Annotated in this window: 15 protein-coding genes, 1 tRNA gene and 1 riboswitch; of the genes, 9 read left to right on the top strand and 7 right to left on the bottom strand. The window is 60.1% G+C overall.

The window, feature by feature from the left end:
- Positions 1-55: 55 nt before the first annotated feature.
- The 4 genes from NW843_RS10235 to NW843_RS10220 form a co-directional block, all read right to left on the bottom strand.
- Positions 56-781 (bottom strand): HEAT repeat domain-containing protein, encoded by a 726-nt coding sequence (locus NW843_RS10235; protein ID WP_414522875.1) that lies wholly within the window; start codon positions 779-781, stop codon positions 56-58.
- Between the two features lie 106 nt (positions 782-887).
- A complete protein-coding gene (locus NW843_RS10230; protein ID WP_011433685.1) occupies positions 888-1,658 on the bottom strand; it encodes a peptidylprolyl isomerase in 771 nt (256 codons plus the stop codon).
- A 76-nt stretch (positions 1,659-1,734) separates the two neighbouring features.
- Complete coding sequence (locus NW843_RS10225) at positions 1,735-2,490, bottom strand: hypothetical protein (protein ID WP_414522874.1); 756 nt, start codon at positions 2,488-2,490, stop codon at positions 1,735-1,737.
- A gap of 82 nt (positions 2,491-2,572) precedes the next feature.
- Positions 2,573-3,505 (bottom strand): DUF1517 domain-containing protein, encoded by a 933-nt coding sequence (locus NW843_RS10220; protein ID WP_041437464.1) that lies wholly within the window; start codon positions 3,503-3,505, stop codon positions 2,573-2,575.
- A 222-nt stretch (positions 3,506-3,727) separates the two neighbouring features.
- Between NW843_RS10220 and NW843_RS10215 the strand changes: the two genes are divergently transcribed.
- From NW843_RS10215 to nusB, 3 genes are all read left to right on the top strand, one after another.
- Positions 3,728-4,588 carry a Cof-type HAD-IIB family hydrolase gene (locus NW843_RS10215; RefSeq protein ID WP_414330353.1) on the top strand — a complete coding sequence of 287 codons (861 nt, stop codon included), beginning with the start codon at positions 3,728-3,730 and terminating at the stop codon, positions 4,586-4,588.
- A gap of 11 nt (positions 4,589-4,599) precedes the next feature.
- Positions 4,600-6,759, top strand: coding sequence for an ATP-dependent helicase (locus tag NW843_RS10210; protein WP_414522873.1), 2,160 nt, complete (start codon positions 4,600-4,602; stop codon positions 6,757-6,759).
- Between the two features lie 119 nt (positions 6,760-6,878).
- On the top strand, positions 6,879-7,754 hold the full coding sequence (gene nusB / locus NW843_RS10205; protein ID WP_414522872.1) for a transcription antitermination factor NusB: 876 nt from the start codon (positions 6,879-6,881) through the stop codon (positions 7,752-7,754).
- A gap of 5 nt (positions 7,755-7,759) precedes the next feature.
- On the opposite strand, the gene NW843_RS10200 is transcribed toward nusB, so the two are convergent.
- Together NW843_RS10200 and NW843_RS10195 are read right to left on the bottom strand one after the other, a co-directional pair.
- Positions 7,760-8,203, bottom strand: a complete 444-nt coding sequence (locus tag NW843_RS10200; RefSeq protein WP_414331397.1) for a DUF29 domain-containing protein — start codon at positions 8,201-8,203, stop codon at positions 7,760-7,762.
- A 143-nt stretch (positions 8,204-8,346) separates the two neighbouring features.
- A tRNA-Gly gene (locus NW843_RS10195) sits at positions 8,347-8,418 on the bottom strand.
- A gap of 233 nt (positions 8,419-8,651) precedes the next feature.
- On the opposite strand from NW843_RS10195, the gene ssuE reads away from it, so the two are divergent.
- From ssuE to NW843_RS10165, 6 genes are all read left to right on the top strand, one after another.
- Complete coding sequence (ssuE, locus tag NW843_RS10190; RefSeq protein WP_414522871.1) at positions 8,652-9,179, top strand: NADPH-dependent FMN reductase; 528 nt, start codon at positions 8,652-8,654, stop codon at positions 9,177-9,179.
- 232 nt (positions 9,180-9,411) lie between these two features.
- Positions 9,412-9,493, top strand: a riboswitch (Glutamine riboswitch).
- Between the two features lie 79 nt (positions 9,494-9,572).
- Entirely contained in the window at positions 9,573-9,746 is a 174-nt protein-coding gene (locus tag NW843_RS10185; protein ID WP_083757650.1) for a DUF4278 domain-containing protein, read from the top strand.
- A 274-nt stretch (positions 9,747-10,020) separates the two neighbouring features.
- A complete protein-coding gene (secG, locus tag NW843_RS10180) occupies positions 10,021-10,260 on the top strand; it encodes a preprotein translocase subunit SecG (protein ID WP_011433676.1) in 240 nt (79 codons plus the stop codon).
- Between the two features lie 12 nt (positions 10,261-10,272).
- Positions 10,273-10,935 carry a YqiA/YcfP family alpha/beta fold hydrolase gene (locus NW843_RS10175; RefSeq protein ID WP_414388296.1) on the top strand — a complete coding sequence of 221 codons (663 nt, stop codon included), beginning with the start codon at positions 10,273-10,275 and terminating at the stop codon, positions 10,933-10,935.
- A 58-nt stretch (positions 10,936-10,993) separates the two neighbouring features.
- Entirely contained in the window at positions 10,994-11,728 is a 735-nt protein-coding gene (locus tag NW843_RS10170) for an HAD family hydrolase (RefSeq protein ID WP_414343669.1), read from the top strand.
- Positions 11,729-11,765: 37 nt separating this feature from the next.
- Positions 11,766-13,409 carry a gamma-glutamyltransferase family protein gene (locus tag NW843_RS10165; protein WP_414522870.1) on the top strand — a complete coding sequence of 548 codons (1,644 nt, stop codon included), beginning with the start codon at positions 11,766-11,768 and terminating at the stop codon, positions 13,407-13,409.
- A gap of 5 nt (positions 13,410-13,414) precedes the next feature.
- On the opposite strand, the gene fabG is transcribed toward NW843_RS10165, so the two are convergent.
- Positions 13,415-14,176 (bottom strand): 3-oxoacyl-[acyl-carrier-protein] reductase, encoded by a 762-nt coding sequence (gene fabG / locus NW843_RS10160; RefSeq protein ID WP_011433672.1) that lies wholly within the window; start codon positions 14,174-14,176, stop codon positions 13,415-13,417.
- Between the last annotated feature and the right edge of the window lie 305 nt (positions 14,177-14,481).

Genomic DNA, 14,481 nt, shown 5'->3' with positions numbered 1-14,481 from the left:
TGGTAGTAATCCGTACTGAACATATTATACATTATTTTCAGTATGGTTGAGCTTATTATTGACTAGAGTCATGCTCCAGCAAATCGGGATCCGCCAACTTTTGTAGGGCAAGCCGCGCGTCATCCCGCACCCCCCAATCGGGATCGCGACTGGCGCTGGTCAGCAATTGCCTTGTTAGCATCGTGTAAACAATGGGATCCTCGAGAGCCAGTTTCACCTGTTGCCCCAGGATCCCTAAGCTCCAGGCACAGTTGCCGCGTACCGCTGCGATTGGATCTTGAGCCAAGCCCCGGCAGAGAGCTGCGACCACCTCATCCAATGCCGGGCCGGGCAACGCCTGCGCCTGAGCCAATTGTCCGAGGGCACTGGCAGCCCACAATCGCACTGCCGCGATATCCTCGGCCAACACTTCCAGCAACACCGGGTACGCCCGCGGATCCTTGGCATTGCCCAACGCCCACACCAAACCTTTGCGCACATAGCCGTTCCAATCCCAGCGCAAGCCCTCGATCAGCACCTCCACCTCAGCGGGATCCGGATTCCGACCTAGGGCATAGGCTGCTCCCACCCGCACCAACGGGCAGGGATCCCGGACTAGGGCCAGCAGGGGTTTAACGGCGCGGGGTTCTTCGATCTCACAGAAGGCGCGGGCCGCCTGCATCCGCAAATAGGGATCCGGATCCTGCAACTGCTGCAGCATCAGCTCCACATCCACCTCCGGCGGTGAGTGAGGTGGCAGCTCGTCTAGGGGCTCAAGGGGGGAAAAAGCGTCTTCTTGCATGAAGGGGTGCCCAGGTGTTGGCGGAGGGGACGGGGGCAAAACTTGCCCTTCCTCAAGGCAAAAGCCAGAGCCACAACAACCAAACCAGCAGCAGAGTTGCTGCCCATCATAAACTGCCGGGATCCTCCATCTGATCTGCTCTTTCCGGTTGGGATCCCGGAACCCTGAGCAAGTCCGCTCCTTCCAACACCCGCGCCGAGCGGATCACATCTCCCACCTGGATGCGCTCCACCCACTCCATCCCCTCGGTGACGTAGCCGAACACGGCATAGCGCCCGTCCAAAATCGGCAGAGCAGAGAGGGTGATGTAAAACTGGGAAGAGGCCGAGTCAAGTGGGCTAGAACGGGCCATGGCCACCGCCCCCAAACGATGGGGCAAGAGCAACTTACTCAGAGCAGCGGGATCCTGGATCAAGGTGTTGTAGCGGGGGTAGGGTTCCCCACGCAGCTGAATTTCCAGGGGGATGGTGCGCAGGCGGTTGCTCCCCGGCTCTGTTGCACCCCCTGTACCGTCACCACGGGGATCCCCACCCTGCACCACAAAAGGCTGCGGATCCTTTTCCACCCGATGGAAGGTGAGGCCATTGTAAAAGCCCCGCTGAACCAAATCCACGAACTGGCCGCCGGTCAGGGGTGCCGCTTCCCCGTGGATCGCCAAGATCACCTTGCCTACCCCCTCAGCAGTTTGCACCTCCATCTCCACCACTGCCTTCCCTTGCAGTTGCGGGCGGCTAGCATAGGCCGCCGGGATCCCAGAGGGGGATTCTGAGAGGGGGGGTGTACTGCGACAAGCCAACAGCCCGAGACAGAGGTATCCCAGAACTAAGCCCACTCCCACTCTGCAGCGGCTCATTCGCCCCAGCTTGGCGAATTTCATCTGCCCCTTCTCCTTCAATCGAATCTCCCACCCTCCAGGCGCTGCTCAACCCAGCAGGGATCCCTATCCAGGTGATTCAGATCCGCTGCGACAGTCCCAACTGCAAGGTAACGCTTTGAGCACCATTGCTCACCGTCACACCGTAGGGGCTGATGGAGGTAACCCGCCACTCTGCTTTTACCGCATGGCCAACAGCCACCTGACGTACTACGTTGTCGATCAAGATCAGAGCCTTGGGGGCACCTGGATCGTGGATCAATCCCACCAGCTTCATCTGCGGCAGAGGCTGGGGTGGGATCCGCGCTGGCACCGGAGGCGCAGGTACCCTGGGGGGAGAGGGAAGACCAGCCCCTCTTGAAGCAAGAGGAGCGGCAACAGTCGGCGGTTTTGCCGGTTCGACCAAGACAGCCTTTGCAGAATCCTCAGGTGGAGCTTTGGGGTTTTCATCCACATCAGCAGCAGTGGGAAGCAAGGGCTCCTGGTGAGCATCGGAATGGGAAGAATTGGGTGCCTCAGCCAAGGGATCCCGAGTGGCCTGCGAAAAAACCACCGCCCGCGGGCGCAGGGTCATCCAAAAAGCCAGCCCTGCCACCAAGGTAGCGGCCAAAGCCATACCCAGCAGTAATCCTCCGGCAGCAGAGAAGCGCCGGGAAGGCAGTGGGGGCCGTGTGCCGAGGTAAGGATATTCGCCGGCTTCTGACAGCCCCTCTTCCAAGCTGTTCTCCAAATCCTCGAACAGCTCATCCAACAGAGAATCTGCCTGCTTGACTTGGCCAGACCATGCCCAAGGGGAACGACGGCCTCTGCCCGCTGAAGCATCTAACCCGGACATACAACCTCCCTAGCCTGAGCGGCGGGGATCCCGAGGAGTTGAGACACTCAGCCAACAGTTGCCGTCTATCGCCCAAAGGCTCTCAAAGGAGCCGCATTTCCGGGTACTCGGTCAACAGCGCCTCTGCCGACAGGGTGTCTCCCTCCAACTGCGGCGTCCACAGCACTTCGATGGCCACAATCCGATCTGCCGGAATCGAAGCCAGCTGCAACAGGCACTGCCGCAGATCCGCCATGGAGTTAACTACAGGTAGTGTACCCAAGTTACCACGATACGCAACCAGTAGAGTTACCAGCAGGTACTCGCCAACATCTGGGATCCCAGCAGCAGATCGCTGCAGCGCCGCTTGGGAGACTTGTTGGATCTGGTTGTTGCGGTTGCTGAGGCTTTCGACGCTGAACTTGCTCCGTTCTTGTAAAGAGGCTTGATAGAACAGGGATTCGGCGCGGGAGAGGGGCAGCTTCTCCGCTTGGGCATGGCCATAGGCCCAGTAGTCGCTGTAGCGCATCAAGCCAAGGGTGACCTCTTGCAACAGTTGGCTCAGCCCTTCTGGCGACTGAGTATCCGCCTCCAGAGCCAGGGCGTTCATGTCTTTTTGCAGTTGCCGGGCGCTGGCCAGCAGTCCCACTTTTACCTGCGCAACAGTTACCTGGGGATCGCGAACCCCAATGCTATCGTCCCCTTCTTCGGATCTGATCCCCGAGCGCAGCGTCTGCACCAAAAAGCTACCTGCCCCAACCAGGAGCAGCAGCGTCAGCAGGCCACCACCCCCCCCTCCCCAGAAAAAGGGCACCAGCAGCGGAAAACCAAAGCCGCCTCCATAGCTGGGGTAGACAGGAGCTGAGTAGTGCGGGCCAATCGAGCGGGGGGCAGAGAACGTCGGAGACCGGAAAGATCCGCCGCCAATGCGACCGCCACTGCGTGCCCAAACAGCGCCTATGGGAGCCAGGGCCAAGGTCAAGGCCAGGGCAATGGCCAGCAGAGGCCGGCAGACGCGACCGATTCGTTTCAGCATGATCACAATGTTTTCATCCATCACGGGGCTAGTCTTTCTTAATTCTACGCTTTCTCGTTGGCGGGAATAGGGGCGGAAACCGATCCCCCACCCGGCCATCTCACTTGTTCAATTCTTCTGTGTTGATTCTTTGTGTACTGAGCCGGCCAATGACCGTCAACCAATCGAGGCAGAGCCATGCTACGGTCTGGAAGGTTGCCAGGAGGAGGGCAAACAACAGCAATGCAAACTCAGGCTAACGTCCAAGCCGAGGAAAGAGAGCGGGCATCTTCTCCACCCCGTGCCCAGATTCGGCTGTTGGTGGTGGATATCGATGGCACGATTGCCGGGCCTTCCAACCAGGTTTCAGAGCCGGTTCGGGAGGCCATTCAGAAGGCCAAAGCAGCAGGGGTGCGAGTAGCCATCGCTACGGGTCGCATGCATCGTTCTGCCGAGCGGTTCCACTACGCGATTGGGGCCGATATGCCCCTATGCAGCTATCAGGGGGCTTTAATTCGGGATCCCGATAGCCAAAAGACCCTAAAGCACTGGAGCCTGGACTGGCCGCTGGCCGAGGAGTTGTTGCAAGCGTTGCAGGATCAGCCGGTGGGGGTTCACCTTTACATCGATGACCAGCTCTACTTACGGGAGCTGAGCCCTCTCAGTCAGGCCTATGCTGAGCGCTCTCAGGTGCCGTTCCAGATGTTCTCTTCCGCCCAATACGGACGAAGCCCCACCAAGATCCTGGCTGTTTCTGAGGATACCGAGTTCCTGCAGGAATTGCAGGGATCCCTGCGGCGGCGGTATTCCCCTGACCAGCTCTACCTCACCCGTTCAGAGCCGATTTTTCTCGAGGCTACCCATCCGGCGGTGAACAAGGGCAATGCCGTTCGTTTTTTGGCCGAGGAAATGCTGGGGTTGTCGGCGGAGCAGGTGATGGCCATTGGCGATGGCGACAACGACATTGAGATGCTGCGGTATGCGGGGATCGGGGTGGCGATGGGAAATGCCTCGCCAGCTCTCTTGCCCCATGCCGATTGGATTGCCCCTCCTGTGGCAGAAGACGGGGTGGCGGCAGCCATCGAGACCTTCATCCTCAGCTAGGCAGGGATCCCATGCTGGGTCTGGCTTCTTCTCCCTTTCCTGAGGTCACCCTGCGTCCGGCGCAGCAACAGGCGTTGGCCTACCAATCGGGGCCGCTGGGGATCGCCGCCGTTCCGGGGAGCGGCAAGACCTTTATTCTGGAGCTGTTGATCGCCGATTTAATTCTCAATCGGGGGATCCCACCGGAGCGCATCGGGGTGTTCACCTACATGCGTTCGGCGCGGGGCAACTTGATCAGCCGCATCAATCAACGTTTGCAACGGGCGGGGTATCCGGCTCGCTTTACCCAGGCCTTTACCCTGCATTCTTTGTCGTTGCGGGTGTTGCGGGAGGCCCCCAGCCGTTGGGAGGAGCTGTCTATTTTGGAGGGATACGAACAGGAGCGGTTGCTCAGCCGCCTGTGCCGCGCTTGGCTCGTCCGCCATACTCAGCTCTGGGAGCCGCTGATCCCCGGCGACAACAACCCGCAAAAGATCGCCCAAAACCGAGCCCAGTTCCGGCGCAGTTTCCAGCAGATGGTGCAGGTGGTCATCAGCAGGGCCAAGAATCTGCGCCTGGGGCCAGAAGTGATCCCCAGCGAGGGCTATCTGGGCTGGGCTGCTCCCATCTACGCCGGTTATCAAGCGGAATTGCGTCGCCTGGGCAAGTTAGACTACGACGACCTGGGCTGGCAAGCAGTGGATTTGATCGAGGGCAGTCCAGAGCTGCGGGAGCAGGTGCAGAACTGGTACGACTACCTGTTCGAGGATGAGGCCCAAGACAGTTCCCCCCTGCAGGAAGAGCTGCTGCGGCTGCTCAGCCAACGCACCGGCAACCTGGTGCGGGTGGGGGATCCCAACCAGAGCATCATGGGCACCTTTACCAGCGCCGAGCCGCGGCTGTTTCGCGCCTTTTGCCAGGCCAGCCCTCAGGTGGTGCTCTTGGATGAATCCAGCCGCAGTGCCCCCCAGATCATCGCTTTGGCCAACCGCCTGGTGGAGTGGGTGAATCAGCAGCACCCCATCCCGGCTTTGCGCACCGCTCTGGCCCCCCAGCCCATTCAACTGGCCACCTCCGGTGGCCAAAACCCCCCGGCCAGCGAGGGTGGTGTGGACTTTCTGCGGGTTGTCGGATCCCCGGAAGAGGAGCTGCAACAGGTGGCGCGGCAGGCCATTGCAGCCGCCCAAGCTTTTCCCGGCCAAACGGTGGCCATTCTGGTCACCACTAACGAGCTGGGGGGCAAAGCCCTCAGCTATCTCCAGGAAATGGGAGCGGAGCGGGTGATCGATCTGTTGCGGGGCAGTCCCAGTCAGCGGCGGGTGTTGTTGCAGCTCAAGGGAATCATCGACTGGTTTGCCCAGCCCACTGCCCCCACTCGCTTGGCTGCTGCTGTGGATTGCTTGGCGGATTGGGCGGGGATCCCACGTGCTGAACTGGGGCCGATGTTGAGCTGGATCCGCGCCTCTCTGCCGGAGCGGCTGCTGTTCCCCAACTTTGGTGAGGCTCCCGCTCTGCCCGATGGCCCGCCTTGGCAGAACTTGGGCAGGCTGCTGCGCACCCTTGCCGGTTGGCTCCGGGCCGGGCGCTCCCCTTGGCCGGAGGTGCTGAATGTGATCGTTCAAAGCCTCTACCGCAAGCCGGAAGAGCTGTTTGTGGGTCGCTATGTAATCGATCAGCTGGAGCAGGTGCTCGGATCCCTGCCCGAAACCGATTGGCAGGAGATCGCCCAAGAATTTCAAGTGATTCTGGATCACCGCCTCAACAACTTGCCTTCGGAGATCTTCGCCTTCGACCCCGAGCCGGGCAGCATCACTGTCACGACTCTGCATCGGGCCAAGGGGCTGGAATGGGATCAGGTGTTCATCCCCCAGGTGTCGGCCTACGAGTTTCCCACCCAGTACGGGGAGCGAACCCTGGGGCTGAAGTTTTTGGATGAAGTGGATATGCAGGCAGAGGCCCTGGCTCAGTTGCGACAGCTCAGCCCCAAAGGCGGCTGGGAGCTGCAGGCCGACTCGGCCACCAAGCAAGCCTTTTTGGATTTGGCAGCAGAGCGATTGCGGCTGCTGTATGTGGGCATCACCCGCAGCAAACGACGGCTCACCCTCTCGGTATCCAGCCAATCTCGCTTTGGCACAGAGCAGAGTTCATCTTTGGTGTTTCGGGTGTTAAGTCGCAGTTTTAGGGCCGGTTGACCGGGTGAGTCTCTCGTTCTTCATGGATTGGCAACCTGCTAGCATGGCTAAGCCCGATAGCGCTTGCGCGCCGCCTTGCGGCAATGGGGCAGTCTTTCAGAAGCTATGGATATTCTGCAATGCAACCTCGGCGTATTGCCCGCGAACTGGCCCTGCTGGGGGTCAATCAACTGCCGGCCACGGCGGCCAAACTGAGCGAAAAACAACTGGAGGACTTGCTGCTGGCAGCCATCCGCGCCCTGAGTGAAGAGACCCATGAAACCCTCTCCACAGCGGCGGCGGAAATCCAGCGCAGCGACCGTTTGTTGCACGAGAGCGATCCTCTATTGTTGGCCGATTCGGATCCAAAGGAAGAGGGTGGATCCCGCTCCGTCACCCTCCGCCTTCAGCAGGCCCAACGACACCTGCAGCGCCTGGAAATCACTCTGAAGGAGGCGGACGTTCCTGACCCCAATGCCCTACGGGGGGAAGTGCTGGAGCTAATCCAGCAGGTGCAAGTGGCTCTCGGCAACGCCGGCCAAGCCCTAGAACACCTGGAACAGCGGCTGCACAGCGTCCGCCACATCTTGGATGAGGTTGTCCAGTTGTCCCAAAGAGCAGTCAACCGGGTGGGCGTTGCCCTGTCCATGCCGGAACTGTTGCACATTGCCCAATCCCAAGAAGTGCGCGCCTACGCTTTGCAACTGTTAACTGCCCTGCGAACCCACAAGGAGGCGATTGATGCTCGTTTGCAAAAGGCTTTGGTGGGTTGGCAATTGCAGCGGGTTGGTCGGATCGAACGAGATATCCTGCGCCTGGCGGTGGTGGAGATGGAAATACTGGCCAGCAGCCCCGTGAAGGTTGCCATCAACGAAGCTGTAGAATTGGCCAAAAAATACGGGGATCCTGAGGCCGCCGCTTTCGTCAACGGAGTGCTGCGACGGGTAGTGGACAGCCAGATGGAGACCCACCGGGGTCGGGATCCCTCCCTCCCTGGTTCTGGTTCCGGGGGCTGAGCAGATCACTGGGGATCTTCCTTGCCAGGATAAAAGTCGGGATCCATCACCTGCTCAAATGTGTAGGGACACTGGGCAGGCAGATCTGCTTCAGACAATGGTGTTTCTCTCACCACCAACAGGATCCCGTCCTGGTGAGCCTCTTGCAGGGCTGCCGAAAGATCGGGCTTGAGGCTGGGACTGTCTTTGAGCAATCGCTGGATCTGGCGGCGTTGTTCAGTAATCGTTGCCCGCCAACTTTTGCCTCGCAGGTGGGGTTGCAATTGCCACTTCAGCAAATGCCCTACCAGGATCCCCAGCCGGTGCAGCAATTCCCGGCGTTCTTGCCTGCCCAAAGCCTCGATTTCCTCCACCAAGTTGGCGATATCCAGTTGATCCCACTGCCCCGATTTCAGCAGTGCGGCTTGCTTTTGCGTCCAGGCATAGAAGTCGTACTCGTAAAGTTGCATGCTTCATTGCCTAACTGGGCACTGGCCAAGGAGATCTTACTGACCCCGAACTACCCCTTTTTACCTTGAGCTCATTGATTTCCCGGACTAGGCCAAGTCCGGGAATGCTTGCGGAAAGCGGGTTTTGCCGGTTGACTGGGAGAAGCGGGCGATGAGACTCGAACTCACGACATCCAGCTTGGGAAGCTAGCGTTCTACCACTGAACTACGCCCGCGTAAATCAATCTCAAGTTTAGCAAGCTGAAACCCTTGCTGAATCTAACCTATCACGTTCCCGACCCCTTGAGTAGGTGGGGAGTCGGGGGGCATATTTTGCCCGCAATTTGACCAGCAGGGAATGACGTCGAGAGACAAAGCTATCGTGCATGCTGGGGCAGGGCGAGAGTGGGTTAATCATCTTTCACATGGGATCCCTGGTACAACTGAGGCAGTATTCTGTCTGCGGCCTATGTCCAGCATCCTCCTGCTCTCCGGTAGTCCCAGCACTCCTTCTCGCTCAGAAGCCATCTTGCATCACGCTGCCGGGATCCTGTCCGATCTGGGATTGACCACTCAGTTTGTTTCGGTGCGGGATTTGCCCCCAGAGGATCTGGCACTGGCCAAGTTCGATAGCCCTCAACTCAAGGCAATTCAGCAAAAGGTGGCCCAAGCTACCGGGATCGTCATCTCTGCTCCCGTTTACAAAGCCTCCTATCCAGGTGTGTTGAAGGCACTGCTGGATTTGCTGGATCAAGACGCCTTTACCGGTAAAGTGATTCTCCCCATTGCCACCGGGGGAACCCTGGCCCATCTGCTGTCCATCGACTTTGCGATGAAACCTGTGCTGGCGGTGATGGGGGCAACCCACATCCTGAGAGGGGTTTATATCCTGAGTTCTCAAATTCAGTTGGACGCTGCTGGAACACTACAGCTAGAGGCCGACATCGAGGAACGTCTGCGAGCAGGGCTGCAGGCACTTGCGCAGGCGGTGAAATAGAAGAAATTAGAATTTTGCGGAGACTGGCCGAATACGGGATTGGTGCCCTGGGCCCGGAACCGGTTGCGGCAATCTATTCCGAAAAGTGCATAGGTGATTGCCCAGTCAGGCCCGAGAAGCCGCGGAAGAGCCGACGGCAAGGGATCCCTTTTGCGGGTATGGCCGGATTAAATTTCTATAAATCCCCCAAAAAACCTGCAAAACCGTAAGTTATGATACAGACATAGGATAAATCGTTCATCTCTGCAGTTGGCTCACCAGTGGCCTGGAGCTGTGCAGAGACGGAAGTAGGGGTCTTCCCGAAGGAACGCGCCTCAACTGAATCGCGCCACTCTTTCCGTGGCGTAGGGCCCAACGACAACAAACTCAACCCTTCGTTGATGGAGGCGATATATGAAACTCTCTTTCCGTGGCAACACCTTTGACTACGTTCCTGCGCATACTCAGCTCAGCGATGAGGAGTTGCAGGCTCAGTATCGCGGTCAAACCTTCTGTGTGCACCACACCAGCAAGAAAGCGATGCCTCACCCTCATCAGCCCCTGACCTACCGGGGCGTAAGCTACTGAGGTGAATACTGTTTGCCCTTGTAGGTGAGGTGGGGATCCACTGGAGATCTCCATAGAGATTCGGAAAAGACCGAGCGGCCCCGTTTGGGGTCGTTTTTTGAGGCAAAGCAACACCCCCAGAAGGAGCAGCACCCGTTCCACCTGAGAAGCAAGTAGATGGGTCTGGGCCTGCCGAGTTGAGTTTGAAATGGGAGCGATGCCGAGACAGGGTGCGCTAAGATGAGGTTCCAAGCGATAATGGCCTTAGCAACTTGCCCTACAGGGATCCGCTGCGATGGAAGCGTTTTTCGAGTTTCTCTGGTCGGCTTCGGCCATCTTGCTGGTGATCTTGGTGCTGCTGCACAGCCCTAAGGGGGATGGGTTGGCGGGCATTGGCGGGCAGGCCCAGCTGTTCTCCAGCTCCAAGAGTGCTGAGCAAAACCTCAACCGCATCACCTGGACGGTAGCGACCCTTTTCCTCTCCATCAGCGTGGTGTTGGGAGCGGGCTGGCTCTCGGCAGCCACAGGGCCATAGGGATCCCTTTCCGTGTTGGCGATTTACCTGCATGGATTCGGCTCTGGGCCGCAGTCGGCCAAGGCAACTTTCTTTCGGCAGCGGCTGCAGCAGGTGGGGATCCCTGTTCAGGTGCCTGATCTGAACCAGGACAATTTTGCCCAGCTCACCCTGACCCGCCAGATCCAGCAGGTTTCCAGCCAGCTTGCCGAGATGAACTACCCCCCTGTCACCCTCATCGGCTCTAGCTTGGGGGGCCTGGTGGCTGCTTGGGTTGCCGAACGACAACCTTGCGTGCAGCGCTTGGTGCTCTTGGCGCCGGCTTTTGGCTTTTTAGGCCATTGGCTGCCGCGGCTGGGGGCAGAGGCGGTGGAGACTTGGCAGCGAACCGGACAACTCATGGTGTTTCACTACGGAGAAGGCCGCCCTCTCCCTTTGGAGTACGGCTTTGTCGCCGATGCCCAGCGCTACCCGGATGGGGGGTTACGACGGCCTGTGCCCACCCTAATTGTGCACGGGATCCAAGACGACACCATCCCCATTCAAGCCAGTCGAGACTATGTGGCCCGTCGCCCCTGGGCCCAACTGGTGGCGGTGGAGAGTGACCACGCCCTGACCGATGTGTTGGATCCCATTTGGCAGATCACCAGCCGCTTCTGCGGGTGGGGGATGGAGACGGGGCAGTATGGTTGTTAAAGGGGATCCCTGTCCCGTGCTTGCCCATTCGCGAAAGCGTCGCGTAGCGATAATGTCTATGCAATCCAAAGTGCTGTGCCTACAACAGGGGAAGGCTGACGTGACTGCCGGCTTGCTCTTCGATATGGACGGGGTGATTGTGGATTCGGAACCAATCCATGCCCGCGCCGGGGCCATTGCCCTGCAACGCTGCCACCTATCCCTGGATTTGGCCCCCATCTCCCTGCAGTTCAAGGGGCGCACCGACCGCGACATGTTCGAGTACCTTGTCCAACACCAGACGGACACCCCACCTGCAGAACGGCCCCTGCTGGTGCAGCGCTTGATCGAGGAAAAGGCCAAGGCTTTTGGCGAGCTGCTGGCAGAGGTACCCCTGGTGCCGGGGGTGCTGGAGTTTTTGGCGGCCAGCCGCCAGCGCTTTTCTGCCCTGGCCGTCACCACTTCGGCCATCCGCCGGGATCAAGCGCAGATTTTCCAGCGCTTCGACCTGCACCGCTGGTTTGACGCGGTGATTACCGCCGAAGACATTCAGCGGGCCAAGCCCGACCCAGAGCCTTACCTGAAAACGGCTGCCGCTGTGGGGTTGGATCCGGCGTTGTGTTGGGTGATTGAAGATTCTACCCATGGGATCCGCGCCGCTAAGGGGGCTGGCTGTTTTGCGGTGGGCCTCACCACGGCTTTCACCGCCGAGGAACTGCGCCACGCCGGGGCAGATGTGGTGGTGGACAGCTTTGCGGAGTTGGCCGCACTCCTGTTCGCGAGAGCGTCGCGTAGCGATAACCTGCCTGTGTAGGGAGCCCAGCCCATTCGCGAGAGCGTCGCGTAGCGATATGCCAGCACCCACTTTTTTGCGGCAGGCCCTGGATCGCTATCCGTTTGCTTCGCGGCGACGGGTGGTGATGGGCAGACAGGGATCCGTGGCCACCAGCCAACCTTTGGCGGCAATGGCGGGCATGGAGATGTTCTGGGCGGGCGGCAATGCTGTGGATGCAGCCGTGGCAATGGCGGTGGCTTTGACGGTGGTGGAGCCAACCTCCAATGGCATTGGCGGCGATGCCTTTGCTCTGGTGTGGGAGGGGGGGGAGGAGGGTCAGCTGTACGGGTTGAATGCTTCCGGTCGCAGCCCAGCCGCCCTGACGCCGGAGCGGTACCGGGACCATGGGCGGATCCCCCCCTACGATTGGTTAGCGGTGACGGTGCCGGGGGCAGTTTCCGCTTGGCAGACCTTGCACCGGCGCTGGGGAAAGCTGCCGTTCGAGCGTCTGTTTGTGCCTGCCCTTCGTCTGGCGCAAGAGGGATTTCCGGTCTCTCCCCAGGTGGCCCAACTGTGGCAGGCGGCGGAGTCCATCTATTTGCCCCTGCCAGATCCCCGCCACGAGGCCTTCAAGGCCGTTTTCTTTCCCCAAGGGCGTGCCCCACGGGCTGGGGAGCGCTGGAGCAGCCCCCTGCATGCCCAAACCCTGAAGGCCATTGCCCACAGCGGGGGTGAGAGTTTTTACCGGGGGGAGCTGGCGGAGAAGTTGCTGGCTTTCTCGGAGGCCACGGGCGGCTTCCTGTCCCCCGCCGACTTGGCCCAGCACCAGGCCGATTGGGTGGAACCCATCCATACAGATTACCGCGGCTACACCGTCTGGGAGATCCCCCCCAACGGGCAGGGCATTGCCGCTTTGATGGCGCTCAACCTTTTGGAGGGTTTTGAGCTGGGTCGGATCTCCTACGATGCCGGCGAGCGCTATCACCTGCAGATTGAGGCAATGAAGCTGGCCTTTGCCGATGTGAGCCGACAGGTGGCGGATCCGGAGTATGTGCGGGTCAGTCCTGCCCAGATGCTGGATAAGGCTTATGCACAGCGGCGGCGGCAGTTGATCGGGGCTGAGGCAATCTCCTTGGCTCCGCCAGGGCTGCCGGAGGGGGGAACGGTTTACCTGGCTGCAGCTGATGGTGAGTTGATGGTGTCTTTGATTCAGTCGAATTTCGATGGCTTCGGCAGTGGTCTGCTGGTTCCGGGCACGGGCATTGCTCTCCACAACCGCGGCACGGGTTTCACCCTGGAGCCCGGCCATCCCAACCAGGTGGGCCCCCGCAAGCGCCCCTACCACACGATCATCCCCGCTTTTCTATCCAGAGAAGGGATCCCCCTCGGCCCTTTTGGTGTCATGGGGGGGGCAATGCAGCCCCAAGGCCATGTGCAGGTGGTGGTGAATTTGGTGGATTACGGCCTGAACCCCCAGGCGGCTCTGGATGCGCCCCGCTGGCGAGTGCTGTGGGATCAAGGGATCCCGCAGGTGGCGCTGGAGAGCACGGTGCCGCCCCAGGTGGTGCGCGAACTCTCCGCCCGCGGCCATGCAGTGCAGGTGGTGGACGCAGAAGAGGATTGCGGTCTTTTTGGCCGGGGACAGATCCTCTTGCGGGATGGGGATCACTTCATTGCGGCTTCCGAACCCCGTGCCGATGGCCTAGCCCTGGCGTGGTAGAGTGCCTAGCTCATCACCATGCCGCCATCGATGGCAAAAACCTGTCCTGTGATGTAGGCCGCCGCCGGATCTGCCGCCAAAAAACGCACCAGCCCTGCCACTTCTGCCGGGGATCCCAGTCGCCCCAGGGGGATCTGCGCCAAAATCGGGCCAGGATCCAGTTTTTCGGTCATTTGGGTGGTGATGAACCCCGGTGCCACGGCGTTGACGGTGATGTTGCGGCTGGCCAGCTCCCGGGCTGCCGTCTTGGTGAGGCCCACCACCCCTGCTTTGGCGGCGCTGTAGTTGGCCTGGCCGGCATTGCCCACCAAGCCCACCACCGAGGTGATGTTGATGATGCGCCCCTGGCGCTGCTTCACCATGATCTTGGCAGCTGCCTTCAGGCAGAGAAAGACCCCCGTCAGGTTGAGATCCAGCACCGCCTGCCAATCTTCTGGCTTCATGCGCAGCAGCAGGGTGTCGCGGGCCATGCCGGCATTGTTCACCAGCACATCCACCCGACCCCACCGCTCCATCACCTGGGCAAACAGGCTCTCCACCGCCTCTGGGCAAGACACATCGGCGGCCACAGGGATCCCTTCTCCCCCCAGGGCCGCGATCTCCTCCACCAGGGACTCGGCTTCGGCAGCGGAGCGGGCGTAGTTGATCGCCACTTTTGCTCCAATGGCCCCCAGGTGCAGGGCAATCGCCCGGCCAATGCCCCGGCTGGCTCCGGTGACCACAGCCACCCGGTCTTGGAGGGAAGGCAAAGGGAGAAGCTCAGACATAAGCGGCAGGTTCCTCGTGATTCGGACAGCCGCAACAGTATAGGATGCTTTAGAGCCCTCTGGTTGCCACTGGCTTCCCTGCGATCGCTTGCGCTGCGTCCCTCATAACCGCCGTTCGCGCTACTTGGATGGAGTCCTTCGGCATAGGCAGGAGGGATCCCACGGCTCTGTGCAGTCACCCTGCCCGCAAGATGTGTTGACGGACGGATTCCCAGACCAACGGGCGAGCAGAGCCGGACTATGATCAAAGGCTAGGCTGCAGCAGAGCATGACTCTAGTCAATAATAAGCTCAACTATACTGAAA

This window comes from Synechococcus sp. R5-12, from assembly GCF_047502655.1.
Lineage (GTDB): Bacteria > Cyanobacteriota > Cyanobacteriia > Thermostichales > Thermostichaceae > Thermostichus.
The sequence above is the reverse complement of the archived record's forward strand: the minus strand, read 5'-3'. Positions and strand labels throughout refer to the sequence as shown.

Excerpts from the sequence above, each read along its gene's own strand:
- NW843_RS10235 (WP_414522875.1), bottom strand. The coding sequence starts at position 781 with ATGCAAGAAGACGCTTTTTCCCCCCTTGAGCCCCTAGACGAGCTGCCA.
- NW843_RS10230 (WP_011433685.1), bottom strand. The coding sequence starts at position 1,658 with ATGAAATTCGCCAAGCTGGGGCGAATGAGCCGCTGCAGAGTGGGAGTG.
- NW843_RS10225 (WP_414522874.1), bottom strand. The coding sequence starts at position 2,490 with ATGTCCGGGTTAGATGCTTCAGCGGGCAGAGGCCGTCGTTCCCCTTGG.
- NW843_RS10220 (WP_041437464.1), bottom strand. The coding sequence starts at position 3,505 with ATGCTGAAACGAATCGGTCGCGTCTGCCGGCCTCTGCTGGCCATTGCC.
- NW843_RS10215 (WP_414330353.1), top strand. The coding sequence starts at position 3,728 with ATGCAAACTCAGGCTAACGTCCAAGCCGAGGAAAGAGAGCGGGCATCT.
- NW843_RS10210 (WP_414522873.1), top strand. The coding sequence starts at position 4,600 with ATGCTGGGTCTGGCTTCTTCTCCCTTTCCTGAGGTCACCCTGCGTCCG.
- nusB (WP_414522872.1), top strand. The coding sequence starts at position 6,879 with ATGCAACCTCGGCGTATTGCCCGCGAACTGGCCCTGCTGGGGGTCAAT.
- NW843_RS10200 (WP_414331397.1), bottom strand. The coding sequence starts at position 8,203 with ATGCAACTTTACGAGTACGACTTCTATGCCTGGACGCAAAAGCAAGCC.
- ssuE (WP_414522871.1), top strand. The coding sequence starts at position 8,652 with ATGTCCAGCATCCTCCTGCTCTCCGGTAGTCCCAGCACTCCTTCTCGC.
- NW843_RS10185 (WP_083757650.1), top strand. The coding sequence starts at position 9,573 with ATGAAACTCTCTTTCCGTGGCAACACCTTTGACTACGTTCCTGCGCAT.
- secG (WP_011433676.1), top strand. The coding sequence starts at position 10,021 with ATGGAAGCGTTTTTCGAGTTTCTCTGGTCGGCTTCGGCCATCTTGCTG.
- NW843_RS10170 (WP_414343669.1), top strand. The coding sequence starts at position 10,994 with ATGCAATCCAAAGTGCTGTGCCTACAACAGGGGAAGGCTGACGTGACT.
- NW843_RS10165 (WP_414522870.1), top strand. The coding sequence starts at position 11,766 with ATGCCAGCACCCACTTTTTTGCGGCAGGCCCTGGATCGCTATCCGTTT.
- fabG (WP_011433672.1), bottom strand. The coding sequence starts at position 14,176 with ATGTCTGAGCTTCTCCCTTTGCCTTCCCTCCAAGACCGGGTGGCTGTG.